Here is a 21,812-nt window from a genome sequence, read left to right as displayed (position 1 = left end):
GCGCAAAACGTGGAGCGCCGCCGCTCGCCTGTTTGCCTGGTTCTCTTCGCCGATGAGATTGGAACCGGAAGCCGTCCGCGCCCGGCTTCTCGACACCACTTTCGACCGCAAATTCGCAGTCTTGTTCGGCACCATCAGCGTTCTGGTGGTTGCGGTCAGCGCCGCACTTGCCACGAAGGATTGGTGGCCCTACGCCTGGATCGCAGCCGACCTGATGCTTTTCGTCGTCCGCGTTCTGCTGATGCGGGAATGCGAGCAGGCCCGCAGGCGCGGCTCGAAAGGGCCGCTGGCGGGCCTGATGGCAGCCAGCGGTGTATGGTCGGTCGTTTTCGGCCTCGGCTGCTATGGCTGTGTTGCCAGCGGGAATATGGCGCTTTCCGTACTTGCCGCCTTGAATGTCGCAGGTGTCGTTGGCGTGGTGTCGTCACGCAATGCGGCCACCCCGCGCTTCGCCATATTCGTCATGTTGGCCGTAAGCCTGCCTTACGTGGTCGGTGCATTGTTTTCCGCAGCGCCCGGAATGCCGATCGTCGGAATTCAAACGCCGTTCTATGTGGCCGGCGTCATCATCGTGCTGCTTCAGAACCACGCAATCAACGCCCGCATGATCCGCGCCGAGCTGGACAATCGCGACCTGGCGATCAAGGACGCGCTGACCGGCCTGCCAAACCGCATCTTCCTGCAGGAAAAATTGCGCGACATGTGCCGCGACCTTGCGGCGCCGGCCGCCAATGGCGGCAAGCCGTTTGCCGTGCTCAGCATGGACCTCGACGGCTTCAAACAGGTCAACGACCGTTTTGGTCATGCGGTCGGCGACGTGCTGCTGCGCAAGGTGGCCGAACGATTGAAGCGCGGCTTCCGGCCGGGGGACGTGGTCTTCCGTATCGGCGGCGACGAATTCGTCATCCTTTTGCCCGCAACCTCGGAGATCGAGGCCACCTATCTGGCAAAGCGGGCCATCGAAAAGGTCTCGGTGCCTTTCGACCTCGGGGTCGGTTCCGCCATCCATGTCGGCTTGAGCGTCGGCAGCGCCTTTGCACCCGCCGACGGCGGCGATCCGGAAATCCTGCTCACCTGTTCCGACCATGCACTCTACGAAGCCAAGCGCACCGGCAAGGGCCGTTATTGGGCGCCTGTGCGGGCTACGATCTGACGGTCGCAGCGACAGCTTCCGGCGGCAAGCAAGGCGATCCGCGCCTCTCCTGCTCGGCCGCGCGCACCAGTGCAGTGACATGCTTCAGCAAAGGCGCCGGCGTGCCGGCCTTTTCGGCCAAACGCAGGACCGCGCCTTGCAGTTCGCCGATCTCCGTCGACCGGCGGCGCCGCAGGTCATCCCACATCGACGAACGCGCGGCCGGATCGATGGCAAGCATCCGCCGCGCCAAGAACTTGAACAGCCCGTCGGGCAGGCGAAGCACTTTCGGCAGCAGTGCGGGACGCAGGCCGGCGATGCGAGCGGGTTCGATGCCTGTCGCCGTCATTGCCGCCAATGCTTCGTCGATCTGACCGGCCAGGATCAGCCGCCAGCGGCGATCGGCAAGCTCTGCCGCCAGCGGCAGACCGGAAAGCGCCACCAGCGCGTTGTTGAGGTTGAGCAGCAGCTTGTCCCATAACACCGCGTCGATGTCACCATGCGTCGCGACGGCAAACCCCTCGACATCAAGCAGTTCGTCAAGGCCCGCCGAGCCCTGTTCGATCATCACTTTGCCGCCGCTGGCGCGGTGCAGGCGAAGCGGCAATTCGCCCTCCGGCGATTGGACCACGTTGAACGGCACCATGCCCGCGAGCACCGGCTGGGCGGTGAGATGGGCTCGCAATTTATCGGCATTGTCGACGCCGTTCTGCAGGCTGAGTATCACCACGTCCGGTCGGGCATGGGCGGCAATCAGCCCGGCCATGTCTTGCGTCGCGCCGCTCTTGACCGTTACCAAAATGACATCGGCATCGGAGAATGCTACCGCCGGATCGGCGGTGACCGACAATGCGTCCGGTTTGACAGAACGGTCGCGGCCGTCAGGGTCGGTGATGCGCAATCCAGCTTCTTGCAGGGCCTTCTCGACGCGCGGTCGCGCCAGCAGAAACACCTTTCGCCCGGCAAGTATCAGGCAGCCGCCGGCGTAGCAGCCGATACTGCCGGCACCGGCGATTACGATCGTCTTGCCACGCGTGACCATGCGATGGCCCTGTTCTGGTCGAGAGACCTTGCCGCAATTATACGACATGAAAACCATAATGTCGGCGGCATGGCTGGCCCTCACGTCTGGCCGTGACAGACCTTGCGCTTTCGACTATCGCTTTTGCCCATGATGCTGCCTACCGATCCGGTTAGAAATCTCGCTGCACTCATCCGCTGTGCTTCCGTGACGCCCGCCGAAGGCGGTGCGCTGCGCGCGCTGGAGGCGATGTTGAAGCCGCTCGGCTTTGCGGTCGAGCGACCGGTGTTTTCCGAAGCCGGCACACCGGACATCGAGAACCTTTACGCGCGGCGTTCCGGCAATGGCCCGCATCTGATGTTTGCCGGCCATACCGACGTGGTGCCGGTGGGCGACGAGGCAGCCTGGACGCACCCGCCCTTTGGCGCCGAGATCGCCAATGGCGAGATGTTCGGCCGCGGCGCCGTCGACATGAAGGGCGGCATTGCTTGTTTCGTCGCGGCGGTGGCGCGACATGTCGAGCAGAAGGGCGGCCCGAAGGGGTCGGTCTCGCTGCTGATAACCGGCGATGAGGAAGGCCCGGCGATCAACGGCACGACGAAGCTGCTCGAATGGGCGGCCGCCAAAGGCGAGAAATGGGATGCCTCGATCGTCGGCGAGCCTACCAATCCCGACGCGCTTGGCGATATGATCAAGATCGGCCGGCGCGGCTCGCTATCGGGCACGGTCGTCGTCAACGGCCGCCAGGGCCACGCCGCCTATCCGCAGCTAGCCGACAATCCGGTGCGCGGCCTGGTGACGCTGGTCGACGCCTTGCTGCACCCCGTCTTCGACAACGGAACAAGGGATTTCCAGCCGACGAATCTTGAGGTGACCTCCATCGATGTCGGCAATCCCGCCACCAACGTCATCCCGGCGAAGGCAGCAGCTACCTTCAATATCCGCTTCAACGACACATGGACCGCCGAGACGATCCAGGCCGAGATCCACAACCGCCTCGACCGGGCGGCGAAACGCAAGAAATACCGCGCCGGCAAGAAGACGCCGGTCGACTACGAGATCGTCTGGCGCGACGGGCCGTGCCATGTTTTCCTGACACGCGACGACAGGCTGATCGAGACGCTTGGCGGTTCGGTCAAAGCGGTGACCGGCAGGAAGCCGGCGCTCTCCACCTCCGGCGGCACCTCCGATGCCCGCTTTATCAAGGATTATTGTCCGGTGGTCGAATTCGGCCTGGTCGGCAAGACCATGCACATGGTCGACGAACGTGTGGCGATTGCCGATCTCGAGACGCTGACGCAGATTTATCTGCGCTTCGTTGAAGACTGGTTTGCGCAGGACATATCCTAGTGATGCTTTCAGCGGATGAAACCTATGCTTCGCTTGCCGGCGCCTGGCGGCTGATGCTCGGCAAGGCCGACGGATTTCGCCTGCTCGACCTTTCGGCGGACGGTTTCTGGAACTCCTTTTTTGCCATCGTCGTCGCGGCGCCGGCATTGATCGTCGGCTGGGTCGGCATTGCCAACGAGATCGGCGATCCCGACGCATTCGTCGGCCGTTTCAGCATGTTGATCCGGCTGGCCACCGTCGATATCGGCGCCTGGGTGCTGCCGCTCATCGGCCTGGCCCTGGTCGCGCCGCGGGTCGGCGTCGGCAGCCGTTTCGTCCATTATGTCGTCGCCAGCAACTGGGCCTCGGCGATCATCGCCTGGATGATGCTGCCATCGGCGTTGATCCGGCTTTTCCTGACATCGGCCAACGAAGTCTCCGGGCTGGTGTCGCTGCTGCTGTTCGCGCTGTCAATGGTATTGACCTGGCGGATGACCAACGTTGCCATCGGCAGAGGTGCGGCTGTCGGCAGCGCTGTTTTTGCCGGCATGTTCGTGGCGTCGCTGATCGTCCTGTTCGGCCTGCAGGCGCTGCTCGGTATCAGCGTGCCGGATCAGCCAGGCGTCGGATAATCGACGCCGACTAGAAACAGCCCGTCGGGCGGCGCCACCTGACCGCAGGCCGCACGGTCGCGCGCCTCGAGCGCGGCCTTGAGGTCGGCAATGGCCCAGCCGCCTTCGCCGACACGTTTGAGCGAGCCGACCATCGAGCGCACCTGGTTGTGCAGGAATGACCGCGCCGAAGCGCGGACTTCGATGAAATCGCCCGCCCGGCTGACATCCAGCCGGTCGAGCGTGCGGACCGGGCTGGTGGCTTGGCACTGGGTCGAGCGGAAGGTGGTGAAATCATGCCGGCCAAGCAGCACTTTTGCCGCTTCGTGCATGGCGGCGGCATCGAGCTGCTTCGGTACCCACCAGATCTTGCCCTTGTCGAGCGCTGCTGGCGCGCGGCGGTTGACGATACGGTAGAGATAGTGGCGGCCGATCGCCGAGAAACGCGCATCGAAGCCATCCGGCACGACGGCGGCCTTCAGGATGGCGATGTGCGCCTTGGCCGCTTGCAGATGCGCGTTGACGGCGTCGCGCACCTTGTCGCCGGGCCATGCCTTGACCAGATCGACATGCGCCACCTGAGCGGTCGCATGGACACCGGCATCGGTGCGGCCGGCGGCGCGCAGAGAGACCTGCTCGCCGCAGAACTTCTCGATCGCCTGCTCGATCGCCTGCTGCACCGAAGGCTGATTGGCCTGGCGTTGCCAGCCGGCAAAGAGACTGCCGTCATATTCGATGTCGAGGCGAAAACGCGGCATTCCCGGATCGAGGCGAAATCAGGCGGCGAGGGCTGAGCCGAAGGCCGAGGCGTAGACCAGCCTGCCGGTCTCCGGCGCCTCGCCCCAGGCAAGCGCCTGCAAAGCCTCGCCTTGGTAGTCGCTCTCGAATTTCGCTGCACGGGCGCGGCTGTAGCCGAAGCGGCCATAGTAGGCCGGATCGCCGAGCACCACAGCGAGCGTCTCGCCGGCGGCTTTCAGGCGGATATGAGCCTCGCGGACCAGGGCACCGCCGATGCCGGTGCCGTGGAACGACGGCTCGACTGCCAGCGGCGCCAGCGCGACTGCCGGGAAGCTCTTGCCGCCATTCTGCACGAAGAGCCGTGAAAACAGGATATGGCCGACCACTTGCCCGTCTTCGTCCGCCACCAGTTCGACGACGGCATCACCGCCGGTGACCAGCGCGTCGACCAGTCCGGCCTCCGCCTGCTGGCCGAATGCGTGTTCTTCGACAAGGCGGATCGCCTCGCGGTCCCGCGGCGTCGCCGCGCGTATGGACATCATGCTCATGACAATTTCATCCCTTTTTCGAGCTTAGCCCCGCGCAGAAACTCCTGCGCGGCAATGGGCCTTCCGCCCGCACGTTGAACTTCGACCAGCCTGATCGCGCCTGACCCGCAGGCAACCGTCAGCCGGTCATCGAGAATTCCTCCCGGTTCGCCGGCGCCTTGCGAGAGCGTCGAGCGAAGCAGTTTCAGCCGTTCCATGCGGCCGCCGATTTCGGCCTCGCACCATGCACCGGGAAAGGGCGACAGGCCGCGAATCTGGTTGTGCACGTCGCCGGCAGGTCGCAGCCAGTCTATGCGAGTCTCCGATTTATCGATTTTCTTGGCGTAGGTCACCCCCACCTCCGCCTGTGTGGTAAATGTCAGCGTATTCCGCTCGAGCCGTTCGAGCGCTTGCACCATCAGCGCAGCACCCAGGATCATCAGCCGGTCGTGCAGATCGCCGGCCGTCATGTCGGGTCCAATGGCGCATTTTTCAACCATTGCCACAGGCCCGGTGTCGAGGCCTTCCTCCATCCGCATCACCATCATGCCCGTCTCGGTATCGCCGGCCATGATGGCGCGCTGGATAGGGGCAGCGCCGCGCCAGCGCGGCAATAGCGATGCGTGGCCATTGAGGCAACCGAGCCGCGGCGCCTCGAGAATAGGTTTGGGCAGAAGCAGCCCGTAGGCGACGACCACGGCGACATCGGCGCGCAAGGTGCGGAACGCCTGCTGCTCCGCCTCGCTCTTCAGCGACACCGGCGACCGCACCTCGATGCCAAGCCGCTCCGCCTCACGCTGCACCGGCGACGGCGTCAGCTCGAGCCCGCGCCGGCCTGCGGCGCGCGGCGGCTGGGTGTAGACGGCTGCCAATTCATGCCCTGCCCCGGCGATCGCTCGCAGCGTCTGCACGGAGAATTCGGGCGTACCCATGAAGATGACACGCAGGGGCATTCGTCGACCCCTATCCCACCATCTTGCCCGGCGCCTTGTCCCTGGCGAGCTTCTTGAATTTCTTGACCACCATGTCGCGCTTCAGCTTGGAGATGTGGTCGATGAACAGCACGCCGTTTAGGTGGTCGATCTCATGCTGCAGGCAGGTCGCCATCAGCCCCTCGGCCTCGATCTCCTGCAGCTTGCCGTCGCGATCGAGATACTTCACCCGCACCGCTGCCGGACGCTCGACCTCGGCATAGTAATCCGGGATCGACAGGCAGCCTTCCTCGTAGACCGAACGCTGGTCGGAGCTGTCGAGGATTTCGGGATTGATGAAGACGTGCGGTGCCGGCGTCTCGTCCTCCTTGGCGAGGTCGATCACCAGCAAGCGCAAGGGTTCGCCGACCTGGATCGCCGCGAGGCCGATGCCGGGCGCGTCATACATGGTGTCCAGCATGTCGCCGGCCAGTTTACGCAAATCACCGTCGACACGCTCGACCGGTTTTGAAACCTGACGCAGGACGGGATCGGGGAGGATGATAAGCGGCTTGATCGACATGGCGTCTCACCTAAGACCTCGCAGGAAAAGCGTCAACCGGGACGCCTTCTGGTCGTTCACGTTTTGATCTGTGCCGCCAGACCGAATCATCTATGCTGTCGGCATGAACGATCTGGCCACCATCCTGTCCGAACCTGTCGCCCGCCTCGGCGCCACCACGATCACGCTCGGCCATGCTCTGGGTTTCGGCGCAATGCTGTTCCTCGGCCTGTTCGTGGCGCTCGTCATTGCGCTCTGGCGATCGGCCAAGGCGCGTGCAATGGCGGCCGCCGAAGCCGCCGACCACGCCCGCGACGCCGAGGTGCGGATGGCCGGCATCTTGGCAAGCCAGGCGGAAATGCAGGGCCGTATGGGCGCTATCGCCGAAGTGTTCGGGGCACGTCAGGCCGAACTGACCCAGTCGATCGGCCAGCGCCTCGACGCCATGACCGGCCGCCTCGGCCAGACCATGACCGAGCAGACGAGATCGACGCATGAGAGCCTCGCCAAGCTGCAGGAGCGGCTGGCGGTCATCGATATCGCGCAAGGCAACATCCAGTCGCTGGCCGGCCAGGTCGTGCAATTGCAGGCGATCCTTTCCAACAAGCAGACGCGCGGCGCCTTCGGCCAGTCGCGTATGGAAGCCATCGTCGCCGACGGATTGCCCCACGGCGCCTATGAATTCCAGGCGACCTTGTCGAATGGCAGCCGGCCCGACTGCCTGGTGAAGATGCCGAACGGCGCACCGTCGCTTGCCATCGATGCAAAGTTTCCACTCGAGGCCTGGAATGCCATCCGTGCCGCCGAAGGCGCCGACCTGCAGAAGTCCGCCGCTCAGGCTTTCCGCCGCGACATCGAGGTGCATGTCCGGGATATTTCCGAAAAATACCTGATCCAGGGCGAGACGCAGGACACTGCCTTCATGTTCGTGCCCTCGGAATCGGTGTTCGCCGAAATCCACGAGAATTTCGAGGCCGTTGTCCAAAAGGCGCATCGATCGCGGATCGTCATCGTCTCGCCATCGCTTTTGATGCTGTCGATCCAGGTCATCCAGGCGATCCTCAAGGATGCCCGTATGCGCGAGCAGGCGCACCTGATCCAGGGCGAGGTCATCCGGCTGATGGAAGACGTCTCTCGGCTCGACGAGCGGGTGCGCAAATTGCAGACGCATTTCGGTCAATCGGCCAAGGATATCGAGGACATCCTCGTCTCGACATCGAAGGTGACCAGGCGCGGACAAAAGATCGAGGCGCTGGAGTTTGGCGTGCAGCCGGCGGAGGACACCGCTGGGTCGAATGGCAGCGGAGCAAAAGCGGAAAGCAGCGCGCGTGTTGCCGATTCGAAAACCGGGCAGCTGAGGCTAAGGGTCGTCGAAGGCGACGATTGAGAGCTACGCCGGAACCGGAGCCGAGGCTTCGCCCGGTCTGGCGCTACTGCTCCTCGATGATGGTTGTGCCTTCGAATTCCGGCAGCCAATGCAGCGCCGAGCGATGCCAGATCTGCTTTCTCGGCACCAGTTGATCGCGCTGCCATGCCGTGCCGACCCTGATGCCGTAAACCTTCGGTCCCGCGCCCGCCGACGTGGCGTAGAGATGCGAGCCGCACTCACCGCAAAATGCCTGAGCGCGCTTGGCACCACTCGAACCGGTCTTGATGTAGATTTTCGGCGCGCCCTTGGTGATCGTGTAATTGTCCTCGGACGCCGGCACGGTGACGCGAAAGGCCGTTCCGGTTAGCTTCTGACAATCGATGCAGTGACAAATGGTGGTCTTTTCCGGATCGACCTCGGCCTCGTAAGTAATGGCGCCGCAATGACACCCGCCGTCGATTTTCATCTTCGTTCCTCCTGGAGCTTTTGCGCGCAATCATAACCGGGACTGCCCGATGGCGCAGCCATTTTCCTCAGGCCGGCTCCCCTCCGGACGCCGCCAAGGCCTTGCTCCGCCGTTCCCAGGTGCCGGTGGTCTGCGGCTTGACGAACAGGCGCGTGACCTCCGGCATCTCCGCCTTCAGCCGTGTCTCGAGGCGTTCGACGCAGGTCTCTATCTCGGGCGCCGACAAGTGGTCCTCGAACTCGATGCTCAGAGCGGCGACGATCTCCTGAGGCCCCATATGGAGCGTCAGTACGCCATTTGCCCGCCGCACCGCCGGGTCCTGCTGGACAATGGCCAGCACTTTCATTTGCACCTCGGGCGAGGCCGGCTCGCCGAGCAGCAGGCTCTTGCTTTCGCGGGCCAGGAAGATCGCGGTCGCGCCCAGGATCAGCGCGATGCCGATCGACGCGGCGCCGTCGAGCTTCGGCATGTCCAGCAGTTCCGCCGCCAATATGCCGGCGAAGGCGACAACGAGGCCGAGAAGTGCCGCGCTGTCCTCGAAGAGTACGGTGTAGACACTCGGGTCCTTGCTGAGCTGCACCGCCTCGAGCCAGCCGTGGCTGCCTTTTTGGTGGCGGAACTCGTTCAGCGCCACCAGCCAGGAGGTGCCTTCGAACAGGAAGGAAAGGCCAAGTACAGCGTAGTTCACCTTTGCGTTGGCAATCGGCTCCGGCGCCATGATGTGCGTCACGCCTTCGTAGAACGATATGCCGGCGCCCAGTGCAAAGACGAGGAGCGCGACGATGAAGCTCCAGAAATACAGCTCGCGACCATGGCCTAGCGGATGCGTCCGATCGGCCGGCCGGGCGGCGCGGTGCATGCCGTAAAGCAGCAGGCTGCCATTGCCGGTATCGACGAGCGAGTGGACGCCTTCCGAGAGCATTGCCGAGCTGCCCGTGAACAAGGCAGCGGCGAATTTGGTCAGGGCGATCGCAAGATTGCCGGCGAGCGCCGCATAGATCACTTTTTTCGACCCGCCATGCGCCGCCATGGTGTGCTGCCTTGGTTGATGCACCGAGATTAGCGGAGCACGCCCACGCTCCACAGCTCGAACAACGCCCGAAGTGTCGAGTTGTTCAAAAGGGCAGCGCGAGAGGCTATTCGATGACCTCCTCCGTCCAGACCTTGAAGCCAGCCAGCGCGCCCGGTCCAAAAATGTGGGTGAGTGGGACATCGGCGGCATCGCGTCCGGAGGCAATCAGGATGCGGCCGATGCGCGGCGCGTTGTTGCGCGGGTCGAACGCGTGCCAGCGGCCGCCGAGATAAACCTCCATCCAGGCGGCGAAATCCATGTCCGACCACGGCTTTGGCAGGCCGATATCGCTGATATAACCGGTGCAGTAGCGGGTCGGGATGTTCAGGGCGCGGCAGAAGGCGACTGCGAGGTGGGCAAAGTCGCGGCACACACCACTCTGCTCGCGATAGGCTTCGGCTGCGGTGCGTGTCGGCCGTGCATTGAAATAGTTGAAGACGATATGGTTATGGACGAAGTCGCAGACCGCCTGGACGCGCGGGATGCCGAGCGGCGTATTGCCGAACAGCCGCCAGGCTTCGTTCGCCAGCACGTCGCTCTCGCAATAGCGGCTGGGCAGCAGGAACAGCAGCGTCTCCGACGGCAGATCGCGCACCTCATGCTGCCATGCCGTCAGCTCGCGCGTCTCGAAGGAGCCGGGGTCGCGGATGACCGCGTCCGTGCCGAACGCAAAGCGCCCGGCCGGCGCAACGAGACGGTTGCACCAATTGCCGAAACTGTCGCGATAGCTTTCGATCGGCACCGGCGGGTTCGACGTCAGGAAGTCCGGCCGCTCGAGATCGGATGCGCGCGAATAATGGACGTTGAGCATCGCGATCAGCGGTGTTTCCTGCGGGAAGTCGAAGCTCATCTGGCAACCGATGTGGATCCGCATTGTCGTCCTGACCGGACTGCGCGATCATCAGCCGGCGAAACGCAAGGGCTGATGCTGCAGTGCGAAGAGGACCATCGCACGGACCGCTGCGGTTTACGAGGGAATTAGAAACCGGTTGACAGCCATCGGCCAAGGCGACTGCACGGCAGCGGCCTCTTGCAGTCTAGCGTTTTCTCTTGTTTCACTTCGCCAGACATCAACCGGAGGAACGAATCATGGCTAAAGGTGCGATGAAGGCAGGCAAGGAAGCCCGCAAGCCGAAGAAGGACGCGAAGAAACCCGCTCCGGCGCCGGCCCTGAAGGCACCGCCGGTGAAGGCGATGAAGCTGAAGGACAAGTAGGGCCGCAGCTACCGTTTTGGCTTATTTCGACCGGCCGCAAATGCGGCCGGTATTGTTGTTCATTAAGCGCACGAGCATCCCATATGGATGCGGCGAAGATAGTTTTTGCGCTTTCAAGAGATCGGCCGGGAGCCATCGAAACGGAGCGTTCCGATGTCGTGGATTTTCCTGTTCTTCGCCGGCCTGTTCGAGATCGGCTGGGCGATCGGCCTAAGATACACCGACGGATTCTCGAAGCCGCTGCCAACCGTCCTGACGGTAGCCTCGATGATTGTCAGCCTGACCTTGCTCGGCCTGGCGCTGAAGGCACTGCCGGTCGGCACAGCCTATGCGGTATGGACCGGCATCGGCACCGTCGGCACGGCGCTGTTGGGGATATGGCTGCTCGGGGAGCCGGCGACCGCGATCAGGCTGGCCTGCATCGCGCTCATCGTTTGCGGCATTATGGGACTGAAGCTCGCGGCTTAAGTCGGCCCGACAGACCAAACGCCTTCAGGGCCGCTGCAAGGCGGCCCTGATTCTTGAATTCGGCTGATCAGCGCCGGAAGGCGCTATCGGGCGGAGAAGCCGGGCGGCGTCCTGCCGGTGCGCTGCTTGCGCGCGGCATAGCGTGCGTCACGCTTGGCCTTGCGTTCGGCCTCGTCGGCAAGAAAACGGGCGATGCGCTCGTTCTCTTCAGCTTCCCGGATCTTCGCTTCGGCCTGTGCTGCCTCTTCGGCGGCAATGCGTGCCGCTTCGGCAGCTGCCTCGCGCTCGGCCTTTTCGGCCGCTTCGCGCGCCAGCTTTTCCTGCTTCAGCCTGGCCTTTTCGGCCTCGCGTATCGCGCGGGCCTCGAGGATTGCCTTGCGCTCGGCCTGTCGTGCCAGCACCGCTGGATCATCTGCCGCCGGCTTTGCCTTGAAGCGCTCCAGAAGCGCCTTCTTTGCCTCGTTTGCGGCATTGCGCCGCTCGAAAACGTCTTTTTCCCTGTAGATAGCCAAGTCCACTTCCCTGGAGTCAATTTGCGAGGCTTACATACGCGTGAAAACCGAGAGTTCAAGCGCCAAAACGGTATGCCAGCCATGAAATTCTGATCTGTTGCAACCGGGAGACGCCATTTCGATCGAATTCGGCTGAAAGCCACCCGCACTGTTCACCATCCAGGCCTCTGGCGGCGCAGCGGACTGATCGCTACCTGTAGCGCCAAGACAAAACGCTAGGATGACACCACTATGGAACTCGGTCTCTACACCTTCGCTGACGTCAGCCCGGAACCGGGTCCCGGTGCGATCGGTGCGCATGAGCGGCTGCGCAACCTGATCGAGGAGATCGAGCTCGCCGATCAGGTCGGGCTGGACGTCTTTGGTCTCGGCGAGCACCACCGTCCCGACTATGCTGCCTCCGCTCCGGTGGTGGCGCTGGCGGCGGCTGCCGAACGAACCAAGCGCATAAGGCTGACCAGCGCGGTCACCGTTTTGTCCTCCGACGATCCGGTGCGCGTCTTTCAGCAGTTTGCCACCCTCGATCTTCTGTCCGGCGGCCGGGCCGAGATCATGGCCGGGCGCGGCTCGTTCATCGAATCCTTTCCGCTGTTCGGCTATAATCTCGAAGACTATGACGAGCTCTTTGCCGAGAAGCTCGACCTGCTGCTCGCCATCCTTGATCATGTCAAGGTGACCTGGTCGGGCAGTCTGCGCGCGCCGATCAACGATCGCGGCGTCTATCCCCGGCCCTTTCAGGACAAATTGCCGATCTGGATCGCGATCGGTGGTACGCCGCAATCGGCGGCGCGGGCTGGCGTACTCGGGTTGCCGCTGGCTCTGGCGATCATCGGCGGCGAACCGGCGCGGTTTGCACCACTGTTCGACATCTACAGGGATGCAGCCAGGCGGGCCGGCCGCGATCCGGCGAGCCTTGCCACCAGCCTCAACGTGCACGGCTTCATCGCCGACACCGCCGACCAGGCAGCCGACGATTTCTACAGGCCGCAGGCCGAAGTGATGAACCGCATCGGCCGCGAGCGCGGCTGGGGGCCGACGTCGCGGGCTCATTTCGACCAATCGCGCGGCCCGAACGGCGCCCTGTTCGTCGGCAATCCAGAACAGGCGGCCCACAAGATCATTGCCCAGCACAGGATATTCGGCAACGACCGCTTCCTGCTGCAAATGGCGATCGGCACCATGCCGCACGCCAAGGTCATGAAGGCTATCGAACTCTACGGCACCAAGGTGGCGCCGATCGTGCGCCGGGAAACTGCGAAGGCCGTCGCCGCGGCAGCGCCGGTTGCCTGATTCACCAGCAAAGCCGCGAGGCGGCCTTGCCGGTGACGCCGGCTAACGGAACCTTGAAGCCGCAGAGGCGTTTTCGCCAACGGTCTACACCAATCGCGGTGTGCCGCCGAGGGTCAGAATGAAGGCCGAACCCGCCGCTTCGGGCGCAAGCGCTGCCGAAAGCCCGGATTCGCGCGTCGAGGCGCGGGCGGATGCGCATCTGATGCGTTCGCTGCTCGTCGGCATCTTCATCCTCATGGCGATCTACGCGCTTTACTTCGCCCGCGCCTTCTTCATGCCGGTCATTCTGGCTTTTCTGCTGGCGCTGACGCTGACGCCGATCGTTCGCTTCCTGCGCAAGCATGGCATGCCCGATGTCATTTCGGCGACACTGCTGGTGCTGCTTTCGTTTTGCCTCGTCGCCGTCGCGGGATATCTGCTCAGCGGCCCGGTCATCGACCTCATCAACAACACCTCGACGATCGGCCAGCAGCTTACCGAACGTCTGGCACAACTGCGCCGTCCGTTCGAACGGATCGTGGAGATTTCGCGCCAGATCGAGGGCCTGACACAGACGTCCCAGGAGCCGGGCGTTCAGAGGGTGGCGATGGCGCCATCGGGTATTCTCTCGCAGGCCGCCGGCAATGTGCTGTCGGCCGGCGCCAGCGTCACCATCGTCTTCGTCCTGTCGCTGTTCCTGCTCGCCTCGGGCACGATGTTCTATGAAAAGATCGTCCAGTCCTTCCCCAGTCTAAGCGAAAAGAAGCGGGCGCTGCGCGTAGTCTATGACGTCGAGCGTGAAATCTCGCACTATCTGCTTACTGTCACGGTCATCAATACATGTCTCGGCGTGGTCATCGGGCTCGGCCTGTGGGCACTCGGCGTGCCCAACGCGCAGGTCTGGGGCGCGGCAGCGGCCTTGCTCAATTTCCTGCCCTATATCGGGGCGCTGACCACCATCACGCTGGTCACGATCATCGCGCTGATCAGCTTCGACACGATTTCCTATGCGCTGCTGGCGCCGGCCTTCGTCCTCTTATGCGACGTCGTCGAAGGCCAGTTCGTGACGCCGACGGTGGTCGGCCGCCGTCTCGAAATCAACGCCGTGGCGATCCTGATCGCCATCGCCTTCTGGTCGTGGCTATGGGGTTTCGTCGGCGCGCTGATGGCGGTGCCGCTGCTGGTCGTCATCAAGGTATTCTGCGATCATTTCGACGGTCTCAGCCATGTCGGCAATTTCCTCGCGGCGCAGCACACGGCGGTAATCGAGGATGAAGAGATTTCCGAGCCAAAAAGGTAGCGGCTTAAGAGCCCAAAAGCGTCACTGATTGGTGTGCATATCAACGACCTTGCATCGGTTGCACATCCGTCGGGCGCACAGCGCTCTATCAACATTTTGAATTTGCCGCCCCGGCAACGGCTTCCTACATCCGTCCGGTCCACAGGAATCCCCGCCGATGACCGCTCTTTCCGTTCTCGACCTGTCGCCGATCGTCGAAGGTAGCAATGCTTCGCAGTCGCTCGCCAATTCGCTCGATCTCGCCCGTCATGCCGAGCGGCTGGGATATAAGCGCTACTGGCTGGCTGAGCATCACAACATGCCCGGCATCGCCAGCGCCGCCACTTCGGTAGTCATCGCCCACGTTGCCGGCGGCACCAAGACGATACGCGTCGGCGCCGGCGGCGTCATGCTGCCCAATCATTCGCCACTTGTCATCGCCGAGCAATTCGGCACGCTCAACGCTCTGCATCCTGGCCGCATCGATCTCGGCCTCGGCCGGGCGCCCGGCACCGACATGCCCACGGCACGGGCGCTGCGCCGCAACCTCGACGCTGGCGCCGACAATTTCCCGCAGGACGTCGTCGAGCTGATCGGTTACTTCCAGCCAGCCGAAGACGGCCAACGCATCCGCGCGGTGCCCGGCGAAGGCGAAAAGGTGCCGATCTGGATTCTCGGCTCCAGCCTCTACGGCGCGCAGCTTGCCGCCATGCTCGGCCTGCCCTACGCCTTCGCTTCGCATTTTGCGCCGGCCGAGCTCGACCATGCGCTGGAGATCTACCGCTCGCGCTTCCAGCCTTCGGAGCAGCTCGACAAGCCCTATGTGATGCTCGGCCTCAATGTCTTCGCTGCTCCTTCCAATGCCGAGGCGCGGCTGTTGTTCACCTCGCTGCAGCAGGCCTTCGTCAATCTGCGCACCGGCCGGCCCGGCCGATTGCCGCCGCCGGTCGAAGGATATGAGCGCGACCTCGATCCAATGGCCAAGACCATGCTCGGCCAGGCGCTTTCCTGCGCTGTCGTCGGCTCCCCCGAAACGGTCAGGCAAGGCATCGAGGCATTCGTGCGCCGCACCGGCGCCGACGAACTGATGGTCACAGCGCAGATTTTCGACCATGCGGCGCGGGTGCGCTCGTTCGAGATCCTGACCGACGCCCACAAATCGCTGTCGGAAGCTGCCTGAGAGCTGGTTCGCCACTTGGCACTGTTGCGGGCAAGGCCGGCCTTAGGCAGGGAACATCGCGAACAGGTGTGCGAAGACATCGCGAACAGTTCGCGCGCTTTACGCGGAGAGTTTTCGATCCGTCATGCTCGTCTGTTAGACGGAAACGCGGCGTCTACTAAATGACGATCACCTTGGTGCCGATTGTGGAGCGGTTATAGAGATCGATGATGTCCTGGTTCATGAGGCGAATGCAGCCCGCCGACACAGCTTTGCCGATGGACCACCATTCAGGGCTACCGTGCAGGCGATATCCAGTGTCACCTTTCTCGTTGAAAAGATAGAGCGCCCGCGCCCCGAGCGGGTTCATGAGTCCGCCCTCCATATGAGCCGGTATGATGCGGCCCCGCTTCTGCTCGCGCACGATCATCGCAGACGGCGCGCTCCAATCCGGCCATTCGCGCTTCCTCGCAACGTGAGCAGTGCCATGCCACTCGAAGCCCGCCTTGCCAACGCCGATTCCGTAGCGCAGCGCCTGACCGTCTCCCAACACGTAGTAGAGGAACTTCGCTCCTGTATCGACAATGATGGTGCCAGGCGCCTCTTCAGTCGCATAAGGCACTGTCTGCCGAAGGAACTTTTGGTCAACCTTGTAGATCGGAACCGGCGGAACGCGAAAACCGGCGTCGGTGAGGCCGCCATAGGCCGAGGGGAAAGTCTTTAATGCGCCGCCGGTGGTGCAGCCGAAGAATGCGACCATCCCAGCAAGTACCAGCCCGATTAGGATCGATTTCACGCGCATGACTCAAGCCGGCGCCCGTGTGAGCGATCAGCCGCATCTCGTCATATTCCTAATCCGACATGCTTCGATTGCCAAGATTTTCCTGCTTGTCGGCGGGCTGATTGTTGGCCACTTGGCTCGATCAGCGCCGCGTCCTTCAATTGCTCGGTTTTCGAACGACGAACGCCCGTAGCGGCTGCGAAAGGGCCGGGGTCGGCAGGACAGAGGGAGCGCTGTCCGTCCGGCATTACAACGTTTCTGAACAGAGCCCAAGCGCTACGCGCTGACGCTTTGTGCGATCGCGCCAAGTGGCCGGCATGAATTGCGGATCATCAGGCGTCCCTTGAGCGTCAGCTTGCGCGGCGGCGCATCCCTGTTGCCGGCGAGCCGGTCGAGCAGCAGATTGGCCGCCTGTTCGCCAATCGCCTGCACCGGCTGTGCGACCGTGGTCAATTGCGGCCGGAACACATCCGACCACGGAAAATCGTCGAAGCAGGCGACCGAAATATCCTCCGGACAGGACAGGCCGATATCGCGGATGGCCTTCATCGTGCCGATCACCATCGGGTTGTTGGCCGAAAAGATGGCGCTCGGCCGGTCGTGCAGCGAAAGCAGCTGCATGGTGGCGTTGTAGCCATCGACTTCGTGGAAATTGCCGAAGCGGACGAGCTCGGGCTCGGCCGGCAGGCCCGCGGTCTGGAGGGCTTCCCGGTATCCCGCCATGCGGTCATGCATCGGCGAGATATCGAACGAGCCGGAGATGTAGCCGATGCGCCGATGGCCGAGATCGATCAGATAAGTGATGGCGTCGAACACCGCGCGCTGATTGTCGAGAACGACGGCATCGGTGTCGACACCCTGGCAAACACGGTCGAGTAGCACGACCGGCACATTGGCGTCGTCGACAATCCGTTTGAGGATCGCGCCGTCGCCGACACGCGCGACGATCAGCCCGTCGACCATCCGGTCGAGCAGCAGCCTGATCTGGTCGTCCTGCGTGTTCAGGTGCTCGTCGGTGCAGCACAGCATGACGGCGTAGCCGGCCCTGTCGAAAGCCTGCTGGATCACCGAAACCACGTCGGTAAAGAACGGGTTGGTGATGTGTGGGACGGTGAGCCCGATGGTGCGTGTGGTGCCCATCTTGAGGCTGCGGGCGATGGCGTTGCGCTTGTAACCGATGTCGCGGATCGCCTGTTCGATGCGCTGGCTGAGCTCGGGGCTGACGGTCGCGGTGCCGTTGATCAACGCCGATACGGTGGCCACGGAAACACGCGCCGCTTCGGCCACGTGAAGCATGGTCGGCGCAGTGGATTTGCGCTGCTTTTTTCGTCCTGACGCTGTCATTTTCGAAACGTTTCACCACTCCGCGGCAGCAATACGTACGGAATCTTATGGTTTTGCGCAAGAATTGAAATGGAACAATCTTAGACACCAGATATTGGCTTGACATGATCGAAACGTTTAGATTAGCGTTTGAGGCGTTCGGTGACGACGGAGGGAGGCCGTCCTTGTCATGCAGCACGGCAATTCCATCCCTGCGGAAGGCGTTATGGCGGACGGCTCGGCTATCGTGCTGAGCGCCGAGCACATCTCCAAGTCCTTCGGCGGCATCGCCGCGCTTGTCGATGTCGGCTTCGAACTGCGGCGCGGCGAGGTCCATGCGCTGATGGGCGAGAACGGCGCCGGCAAGTCGACGCTGATGAAGATACTATCCGGCGTCTATACGGACTATAACGGAACGGTCAGTATCGATGGCCATCCGGTGCGCTTTGCCGGCGTCCGCGAAGCCGAGCGCGCCGGCATCGCCATCATCCACCAGGAGCTGAACCTCGTTCCCGAACTCAGCGTCGCGGACAATATCTTTCTCGGCCGCGAGAAGCTGATCGCCGGGCTGATTGTCGACCGCAAGGCGAGCAGCCGCGCTGCCGGCGCGCTCTTGCAAAGGCTCGGCATCGAGCTCGACCCGGATGCGCGCGTCGGTGCCTTGCGCGTCGGCGAACAGCAGCTGGTCGAGATCGCCAAGGCGCTGTCTATGTCGGCGCGCATTCTGATCATGGACGAGCCGACCTCGGCGCTGTCGCCAGCCGAATGCCAGCGGCTGTTCCGCATCATCCGCCAGCTCGCCGATAGCGGCGTGGCGATCGTCTACATTTCGCACCGCATCGACGAGGTCATGCATCTGGCCAGCCGGGTCACCGTGTTTCGCGATGGACGCCACGTCCTGACGCAGACGATGGACAAGCTCGACGAAGACGCCATAATTTCGGCGATGGTCGGGCGAAACCTGCTTGCTTCCTCCCAGGAGCACCGCATCCCCGGTGGCAACACCATCCTTTCCGTAAGCGAGCTGTCGCTATCGAAGCCCAATCGCCATGGCTGGCGCACCGTGCTCGACGGCGTCAGCTTCGATCTTGCCGCAGGAGAAATCCTCGGTATCGGCGGGCTGCTGGGCTCGGGCCGTACCGAAATCCTGGAAACGATCTTCGGGTCCAGCGGAGGACGTGCTGGCGGTGAGATCAGACTCGATGGCGAGGCAGTAGAAATCCGTTCGCCGCGCGATGCACGCCGGCTCGGCATCGCCCTGGTCACAGAAGACCGCAAGACGCAAGGCCTGCATCTCGAGGCCTCGATCACCGACAATGTCGCGCTGCCGCTGGTCGGCGCGCTGGCGCGGTTCGGCCTGCGCTCGCTGGCCGGCGAGCAAGGGCTGGCACGGGACGCCGTCAAGGCGCTCGGTATTCGCTGCGAAACCGTCGAGCAGCCGGCCGGCACGCTGTCCGGCGGCAACCAGCAGAAGGTCGTCATCGGCAAATGGCTGGCGACGAGGCCACGGGTGCTGCTGCTCGACGAGCCGACGCGCGGCATCGATGTCGGCGCCAAGCGGGAAATCTACGATCTCATCTTCAAGCTGGCGCGAGACGGGCTGGCGATCGCCGTCATCAGCTCGGAATTGCCGGAGCTGCTGCATCTTTCCGACCGTATCCTGGTCATGGCCGATGGCCGCCAGACGGGAATCCTGTCCCGCGCGCAAGCCAGCGAGGAGGCCATCATGCGGCTTGCAGCGCCGCGACGGACCATGACGAGGCCTGCTGCATGAGCATTTTGCATATCCTGTCCCGGACGAAGCTCTATTGGGGCCTGATCGCAATCTTCCTGATCGGCGTGCTTGGCTCGCCGATCAGCTCCAAGGGCAACAACATCTTCCTGTCCTACGGCAACCTGCTCGATGTGCTGCGCCAGGTGTCGACCACGGGGCTGATTGCCACTGGCATGACGGCGGTAATCATCACTGGCGGTATCGACCTTTCCGTCGGCTCGCTGATGGCGATCTGCACGGTGGTCTGTGCCATGCTGCTGACGGTCCCCGGCGTGACGCCGGCGGTGGTGCTGGGGGTGCCGACAGTTGCCGTGGCAGCCCTTTGCCTCGGCATTCTCGTCACTCGTTTCATCCTGCTGAACATCGAAAAATCCCGCGCCGGCGCGCAGGCCACGCACGACATCAGGTTGGATAGCGTTCGTGGGCTGGTTACCCCCGGCATTGTCGGGGTGATCCTGTGCAGTCTGGTGCTGTGGTTCCTGCTGCCCCAGGTAGGTTCAAAATTCGGCGTGCTCGGCGTGTTGCTGGTGGCGCCTTGCGTTGGCCTGCTGTTCGGCGCGCTCAACGGCTTCATCATCGTCGCCGGGCGGCTGCAGCCCTTCATCGTGACGCTGGCGATGATGGTCACTGCGCTCGGCATCGCCCGGCTGACCGCCGGCCAAAACAATGCGGTGCTGCCGGTCTATACCGGTTCGAACGCCACGGCCGATTTCGAAATGCTGCGCTCGCTGGTGTTCGGCGTGATTCCAATGCCGGGCCTGTTCTTCCTCGGCGCGATCCTGATCTACGGCGCCGTGCTGCGCTTCACGCCGTTTGGCCGCTATGTCTATGCCATCGGCGGCAATGAGGAAGCGGCCCGGCTGTCCGGCATCGCCGCCGGCCGCGTCAAGATCGCCACCTACGCGGTTTCGGGGCTGCTGGCCGGCATCGCGGCGGTGCTCTATGTCGCGCAATACCGGCAAGGCAAGCCGGACGCCGGCGCCGGGCTGGAGCTCGACGCGATTGCCGCCGTGGTCATCGGCGGCACCAGCCTGATGGGCGGACGCGGCAGCCTCACCGGGACGTTCTGCGGCGTGCTGATCTTCGGGCTGCTCTCCAACATCCTGCAGCTGCACAACATCAATTCGAACCTTCAGCTGGTGCTGAAGGGGATGATCATCATCGGTACCGTGCTCGTACAGGAGCGCAATGCCGGCGATCTTCTCTTCTATCTGCGATTGCCCGGTGGGCAAGCGCACAAGGAAACGGCCGCGGCAAAGCGGCCGTCGCAAGAGACCGCGTCTCTGAATATTGGAGGAAACAAGAAATGAAACGACGTGAATTGTTGAAGCTTGCCGCGCTGACAGCGGCACTCCTGACCACGACCGCGATGCTTGCCAGCGGTGCCCACGCGCAGGACAAGAAATGGAAAATCGGCTTCTCGCAGGTTACGACCATCGAACCCTGGCGTGCCCAGTTCAACAAGGACATCCTGGCCGAAGCGGCCAAGCATCCGGAAGTCGAGCTGATCGTAACCGACGGCGAGGACAAGACCGAGAAGCAGGTCGCCGATGTCGAAAACCTGATCCGTCAGGAGGTCGATGCGCTCTTGGTGTCGCCGAAAGAGTCCGCCGGCCTGACCGGCGTCGTGCAGCAGGCGATCGATGCCAAGATCCCGGTCTTCGTGCTCGACCGCAACGTCGAAACCAACGACTACACGCAGTTCGTCGGCGGCGACAACAAGCTGATCGGCCGGGCTGCCGGTGAATATGCCGTCGAGCTGCTTGGCGGCAAGGGCAAGGCCGCCGGCAACGTCGTCGAAATCTGGGGCGGCATGGGCACCCAGCCGGCGCATGACCGCCATGACGGCTTCCATGAATTCACCGACAAGGAGCCGGGTATCAAGAACCTGCTCGACCAGCAGTCGGGCGACTGGAAGCAGGACCAGGCCTACAACATCATGGCCACGGCGCTGCGCAACAACGAAAAGATCGATCTCGTCTACGGCCACAATGATCCAATGGCCTATGGCGCCTATCTTGCCGCCAAGGACGCCGGACGTGAGAAGGACATCAAGTTCATCGGCATCGACGGCCTGCCCAATGAAGGCGTGCAACTCGTCGCCAATGGCGAGCTGACGGCGACGTTCACTTATGTGACGCCGGGCGCCGAAGGGCTGCGGCAGGCGATCAAGTTCCTGAACGGCGAGAAGGTGGAAAAGACCATCATCCTGCCGACGCAGAAGATCACCAAGGAAAATGCTGCCCAGATCCTGAAGGACAACGGCCTCTGAGACGAGGCTTTCCTGCCGGGCG

Annotated in this window: 23 protein-coding genes; 12 read left to right on the top strand and 11 right to left on the bottom strand. The window is 63.2% G+C overall.

Translation table 11 applies throughout. The features are described from left to right. Nucleotides 1-52: 52 nt before the first annotated feature. Nucleotides 53-1,153: a GGDEF domain-containing protein gene (locus tag NKI01_RS12290; protein ID WP_023718195.1), complete on the top strand. Its 1,101-nt coding sequence runs from the start codon at nucleotides 53-55 to the stop codon at nucleotides 1,151-1,153. Here NKI01_RS12290 and NKI01_RS12285 read toward each other — a convergent pair. Continuing rightward, complete coding sequence (locus NKI01_RS12285; RefSeq protein ID WP_352495035.1) at nucleotides 1,143-2,174, bottom strand: 2-dehydropantoate 2-reductase; 1,032 nt, start codon at nucleotides 2,172-2,174, stop codon at nucleotides 1,143-1,145. The genes NKI01_RS12290 and NKI01_RS12285 overlap by 11 nt on opposite strands. Nucleotides 2,175-2,303: 129 nt before the next feature. Here NKI01_RS12285 and dapE point away from each other — a divergent pair, with 129 nt between their 5' ends. Together dapE and NKI01_RS12275 are read left to right on the top strand one after the other, a co-directional pair. Beyond that, the gene (gene dapE / locus NKI01_RS12280) at nucleotides 2,304-3,503 is read left to right on the top strand and encodes a succinyl-diaminopimelate desuccinylase (RefSeq protein ID WP_023718194.1); all 1,200 of its coding nucleotides are present in this window, start codon (nucleotides 2,304-2,306) and stop codon (nucleotides 3,501-3,503) included. 2 nt (nucleotides 3,504-3,505) lie between these two features. Then, the gene (locus NKI01_RS12275; protein WP_023718193.1) at nucleotides 3,506-4,114 is read left to right on the top strand and encodes a hypothetical protein; all 609 of its coding nucleotides are present in this window, start codon (nucleotides 3,506-3,508) and stop codon (nucleotides 4,112-4,114) included. On the opposite strand, the gene truA is transcribed toward NKI01_RS12275, so the two are convergent. The 4 genes from truA to def are packed head-to-tail and all read right to left on the bottom strand — an operon-like array spanning nucleotide 4,096 to nucleotide 6,852. Then, nucleotides 4,096-4,851, bottom strand: a complete 756-nt coding sequence (gene truA / locus NKI01_RS12270) for a tRNA pseudouridine(38-40) synthase TruA (protein ID WP_023718192.1) — start codon at nucleotides 4,849-4,851, stop codon at nucleotides 4,096-4,098. The two genes, NKI01_RS12275 and truA, sit on opposite strands and share 19 nt — an antisense overlap. 18 nt (nucleotides 4,852-4,869) lie before the next feature. Continuing rightward, nucleotides 4,870-5,379: a GNAT family N-acetyltransferase gene (locus tag NKI01_RS12265; protein ID WP_292662840.1), complete on the bottom strand. Its 510-nt coding sequence runs from the start codon at nucleotides 5,377-5,379 to the stop codon at nucleotides 4,870-4,872. Further along, on the bottom strand, nucleotides 5,376-6,305 hold the full coding sequence (gene fmt / locus NKI01_RS12260) for a methionyl-tRNA formyltransferase (RefSeq protein WP_352548109.1): 930 nt from the start codon (nucleotides 6,303-6,305) through the stop codon (nucleotides 5,376-5,378). The genes NKI01_RS12265 and fmt overlap by 4 nt, the downstream gene beginning before the upstream one ends. Nucleotides 6,306-6,321: 16 nt before the next feature. Continuing rightward, on the bottom strand, nucleotides 6,322-6,852 hold the full coding sequence (gene def, locus NKI01_RS12255; protein ID WP_023718189.1) for a peptide deformylase: 531 nt from the start codon (nucleotides 6,850-6,852) through the stop codon (nucleotides 6,322-6,324). A gap of 103 nt (nucleotides 6,853-6,955) precedes the next feature. Here def and NKI01_RS12250 point away from each other — a divergent pair, with 103 nt between their 5' ends. Continuing rightward, a complete protein-coding gene (locus NKI01_RS12250) occupies nucleotides 6,956-8,218 on the top strand; it encodes a DNA recombination protein RmuC (protein WP_023718188.1) in 1,263 nt (420 codons plus the stop codon). A 43-nt stretch (nucleotides 8,219-8,261) separates the two neighbouring features. Here the strand turns inward: NKI01_RS12250 and NKI01_RS12245 are convergent, their stop codons facing one another. From NKI01_RS12245 to NKI01_RS12235, 3 genes are all read right to left on the bottom strand, one after another. Further along, on the bottom strand, nucleotides 8,262-8,666 hold the full coding sequence (locus NKI01_RS12245) for a GFA family protein (RefSeq protein WP_352484328.1): 405 nt from the start codon (nucleotides 8,664-8,666) through the stop codon (nucleotides 8,262-8,264). A 67-nt stretch (nucleotides 8,667-8,733) separates the two neighbouring features. Then, nucleotides 8,734-9,696 (bottom strand): cation diffusion facilitator family transporter, encoded by a 963-nt coding sequence (locus tag NKI01_RS12240; RefSeq protein WP_352484329.1) that lies wholly within the window; start codon nucleotides 9,694-9,696, stop codon nucleotides 8,734-8,736. Nucleotides 9,697-9,802: 106 nt separating this feature from the next. Further along, nucleotides 9,803-10,612: a transglutaminase-like domain-containing protein gene (locus NKI01_RS12235; protein WP_023718185.1), complete on the bottom strand. Its 810-nt coding sequence runs from the start codon at nucleotides 10,610-10,612 to the stop codon at nucleotides 9,803-9,805. Nucleotides 10,613-10,827: 215 nt separating this feature from the next. Here NKI01_RS12235 and NKI01_RS12230 point away from each other — a divergent pair, with 215 nt between their 5' ends. Both NKI01_RS12230 and sugE read left to right on the top strand, forming a co-directional pair. Continuing rightward, nucleotides 10,828-10,953, top strand: a complete 126-nt coding sequence (locus NKI01_RS12230) for a hypothetical protein (protein WP_013528464.1) — start codon at nucleotides 10,828-10,830, stop codon at nucleotides 10,951-10,953. A gap of 153 nt (nucleotides 10,954-11,106) precedes the next feature. Beyond that, nucleotides 11,107-11,421 (top strand): quaternary ammonium compound efflux SMR transporter SugE, encoded by a 315-nt coding sequence (sugE, locus tag NKI01_RS12225; protein WP_023718184.1) that lies wholly within the window; start codon nucleotides 11,107-11,109, stop codon nucleotides 11,419-11,421. Nucleotides 11,422-11,504: 83 nt separating this feature from the next. Here the strand turns inward: sugE and NKI01_RS12220 are convergent, their stop codons facing one another. Then, complete coding sequence (locus NKI01_RS12220) at nucleotides 11,505-11,933, bottom strand: DUF6481 family protein (protein WP_023718183.1); 429 nt, start codon at nucleotides 11,931-11,933, stop codon at nucleotides 11,505-11,507. Nucleotides 11,934-12,164: 231 nt separating this feature from the next. Between NKI01_RS12220 and NKI01_RS12215 the strand changes: the two genes are divergently transcribed. The 3 genes from NKI01_RS12215 (at nucleotide 12,165) to NKI01_RS12205 (ending at nucleotide 15,661) form a co-directional block, all read left to right on the top strand. Continuing rightward, nucleotides 12,165-13,223 carry an LLM class flavin-dependent oxidoreductase gene (locus tag NKI01_RS12215; protein WP_352963285.1) on the top strand — a complete coding sequence of 353 codons (1,059 nt, stop codon included), beginning with the start codon at nucleotides 12,165-12,167 and terminating at the stop codon, nucleotides 13,221-13,223. A gap of 118 nt (nucleotides 13,224-13,341) precedes the next feature. Further along, a complete protein-coding gene (locus NKI01_RS12210) occupies nucleotides 13,342-14,502 on the top strand; it encodes an AI-2E family transporter (protein ID WP_023718182.1) in 1,161 nt (386 codons plus the stop codon). 157 nt (nucleotides 14,503-14,659) lie between these two features. Further along, nucleotides 14,660-15,661, top strand: coding sequence for an LLM class flavin-dependent oxidoreductase (locus tag NKI01_RS12205; protein WP_352591287.1), 1,002 nt, complete (start codon nucleotides 14,660-14,662; stop codon nucleotides 15,659-15,661). Between the two features lie 157 nt (nucleotides 15,662-15,818). Here NKI01_RS12205 and NKI01_RS12200 read toward each other — a convergent pair whose 3' ends face one another. Both NKI01_RS12200 and NKI01_RS12195 read right to left on the bottom strand, forming a co-directional pair. Continuing rightward, nucleotides 15,819-16,442, bottom strand: a complete 624-nt coding sequence (locus NKI01_RS12200; RefSeq protein WP_352591290.1) for a L,D-transpeptidase — start codon at nucleotides 16,440-16,442, stop codon at nucleotides 15,819-15,821. A 255-nt stretch (nucleotides 16,443-16,697) separates the two neighbouring features. Next, entirely contained in the window at nucleotides 16,698-17,717 is a 1,020-nt protein-coding gene (locus tag NKI01_RS12195) for a LacI family DNA-binding transcriptional regulator (protein WP_023718178.1), read from the bottom strand. 253 nt (nucleotides 17,718-17,970) lie between these two features. Between NKI01_RS12195 and NKI01_RS12190 the strand changes: the two genes are divergently transcribed. From NKI01_RS12190 to NKI01_RS12180, 3 genes are read left to right on the top strand one after another with little or no spacing between them, the layout of a single operon-like run. After that, on the top strand, nucleotides 17,971-19,518 hold the full coding sequence (locus NKI01_RS12190; protein WP_352548078.1) for a sugar ABC transporter ATP-binding protein: 1,548 nt from the start codon (nucleotides 17,971-17,973) through the stop codon (nucleotides 19,516-19,518). After that, on the top strand, nucleotides 19,515-20,828 hold the full coding sequence (locus NKI01_RS12185) for an ABC transporter permease (RefSeq protein WP_023718176.1): 1,314 nt from the start codon (nucleotides 19,515-19,517) through the stop codon (nucleotides 20,826-20,828). Before NKI01_RS12190 ends, NKI01_RS12185 begins: the two co-directional genes overlap by 4 nt. Then, the gene (locus NKI01_RS12180) at nucleotides 20,825-21,790 is read left to right on the top strand and encodes a substrate-binding domain-containing protein (protein WP_023718175.1); all 966 of its coding nucleotides are present in this window, start codon (nucleotides 20,825-20,827) and stop codon (nucleotides 21,788-21,790) included. The genes NKI01_RS12185 and NKI01_RS12180 overlap by 4 nt, the downstream gene beginning before the upstream one ends. Nucleotides 21,791-21,812: the final 22 nt, after the last annotated feature.

Source organism: Mesorhizobium sp. M0815 (assembly GCF_040319995.1).
Classification (GTDB): domain Bacteria; phylum Pseudomonadota; class Alphaproteobacteria; order Rhizobiales; family Rhizobiaceae; genus Mesorhizobium.
This window is presented reverse-complemented; position numbering and strand designations above follow the sequence as displayed.

Excerpts from the sequence above, each read along its gene's own strand:
- NKI01_RS12290 (WP_023718195.1), top strand. The coding sequence starts at position 53 with ATGAGATTGGAACCGGAAGCCGTCCGCGCCCGGCTTCTCGACACCACT.
- NKI01_RS12285 (WP_352495035.1), bottom strand. The coding sequence starts at position 2,174 with ATGGTCACGCGTGGCAAGACGATCGTAATCGCCGGTGCCGGCAGTATC.
- dapE (WP_023718194.1), top strand. The coding sequence starts at position 2,304 with ATGATGCTGCCTACCGATCCGGTTAGAAATCTCGCTGCACTCATCCGC.
- NKI01_RS12275 (WP_023718193.1), top strand. The coding sequence starts at position 3,506 with ATGCTTTCAGCGGATGAAACCTATGCTTCGCTTGCCGGCGCCTGGCGG.
- truA (WP_023718192.1), bottom strand. The coding sequence starts at position 4,851 with ATGCCGCGTTTTCGCCTCGACATCGAATATGACGGCAGTCTCTTTGCC.
- NKI01_RS12265 (WP_292662840.1), bottom strand. The coding sequence starts at position 5,379 with ATGAGCATGATGTCCATACGCGCGGCGACGCCGCGGGACCGCGAGGCG.
- def (WP_023718189.1), bottom strand. The coding sequence starts at position 6,852 with ATGTCGATCAAGCCGCTTATCATCCTCCCCGATCCCGTCCTGCGTCAG.
- NKI01_RS12250 (WP_023718188.1), top strand. The coding sequence starts at position 6,956 with ATGAACGATCTGGCCACCATCCTGTCCGAACCTGTCGCCCGCCTCGGC.
- NKI01_RS12245 (WP_352484328.1), bottom strand. The coding sequence starts at position 8,666 with ATGAAAATCGACGGCGGGTGTCATTGCGGCGCCATTACTTACGAGGCC.
- NKI01_RS12240 (WP_352484329.1), bottom strand. The coding sequence starts at position 9,696 with ATGGCGGCGCATGGCGGGTCGAAAAAAGTGATCTATGCGGCGCTCGCC.
- NKI01_RS12235 (WP_023718185.1), bottom strand. The coding sequence starts at position 10,612 with ATGCGGATCCACATCGGTTGCCAGATGAGCTTCGACTTCCCGCAGGAA.
- NKI01_RS12230 (WP_013528464.1), top strand. The coding sequence starts at position 10,828 with ATGGCTAAAGGTGCGATGAAGGCAGGCAAGGAAGCCCGCAAGCCGAAG.
- sugE (WP_023718184.1), top strand. The coding sequence starts at position 11,107 with ATGTCGTGGATTTTCCTGTTCTTCGCCGGCCTGTTCGAGATCGGCTGG.
- NKI01_RS12215 (WP_352963285.1), top strand. The coding sequence starts at position 12,165 with ATGGAACTCGGTCTCTACACCTTCGCTGACGTCAGCCCGGAACCGGGT.
- NKI01_RS12210 (WP_023718182.1), top strand. The coding sequence starts at position 13,342 with ATGAAGGCCGAACCCGCCGCTTCGGGCGCAAGCGCTGCCGAAAGCCCG.
- NKI01_RS12205 (WP_352591287.1), top strand. The coding sequence starts at position 14,660 with ATGACCGCTCTTTCCGTTCTCGACCTGTCGCCGATCGTCGAAGGTAGC.
- NKI01_RS12200 (WP_352591290.1), bottom strand. The coding sequence starts at position 16,442 with ATGCGCGTGAAATCGATCCTAATCGGGCTGGTACTTGCTGGGATGGTC.
- NKI01_RS12195 (WP_023718178.1), bottom strand. The coding sequence starts at position 17,717 with ATGCTTCACGTGGCCGAAGCGGCGCGTGTTTCCGTGGCCACCGTATCG.
- NKI01_RS12190 (WP_352548078.1), top strand. The coding sequence starts at position 17,971 with ATGGCGGACGGCTCGGCTATCGTGCTGAGCGCCGAGCACATCTCCAAG.
- NKI01_RS12185 (WP_023718176.1), top strand. The coding sequence starts at position 19,515 with ATGAGCATTTTGCATATCCTGTCCCGGACGAAGCTCTATTGGGGCCTG.
- NKI01_RS12180 (WP_023718175.1), top strand. The coding sequence starts at position 20,825 with ATGAAACGACGTGAATTGTTGAAGCTTGCCGCGCTGACAGCGGCACTC.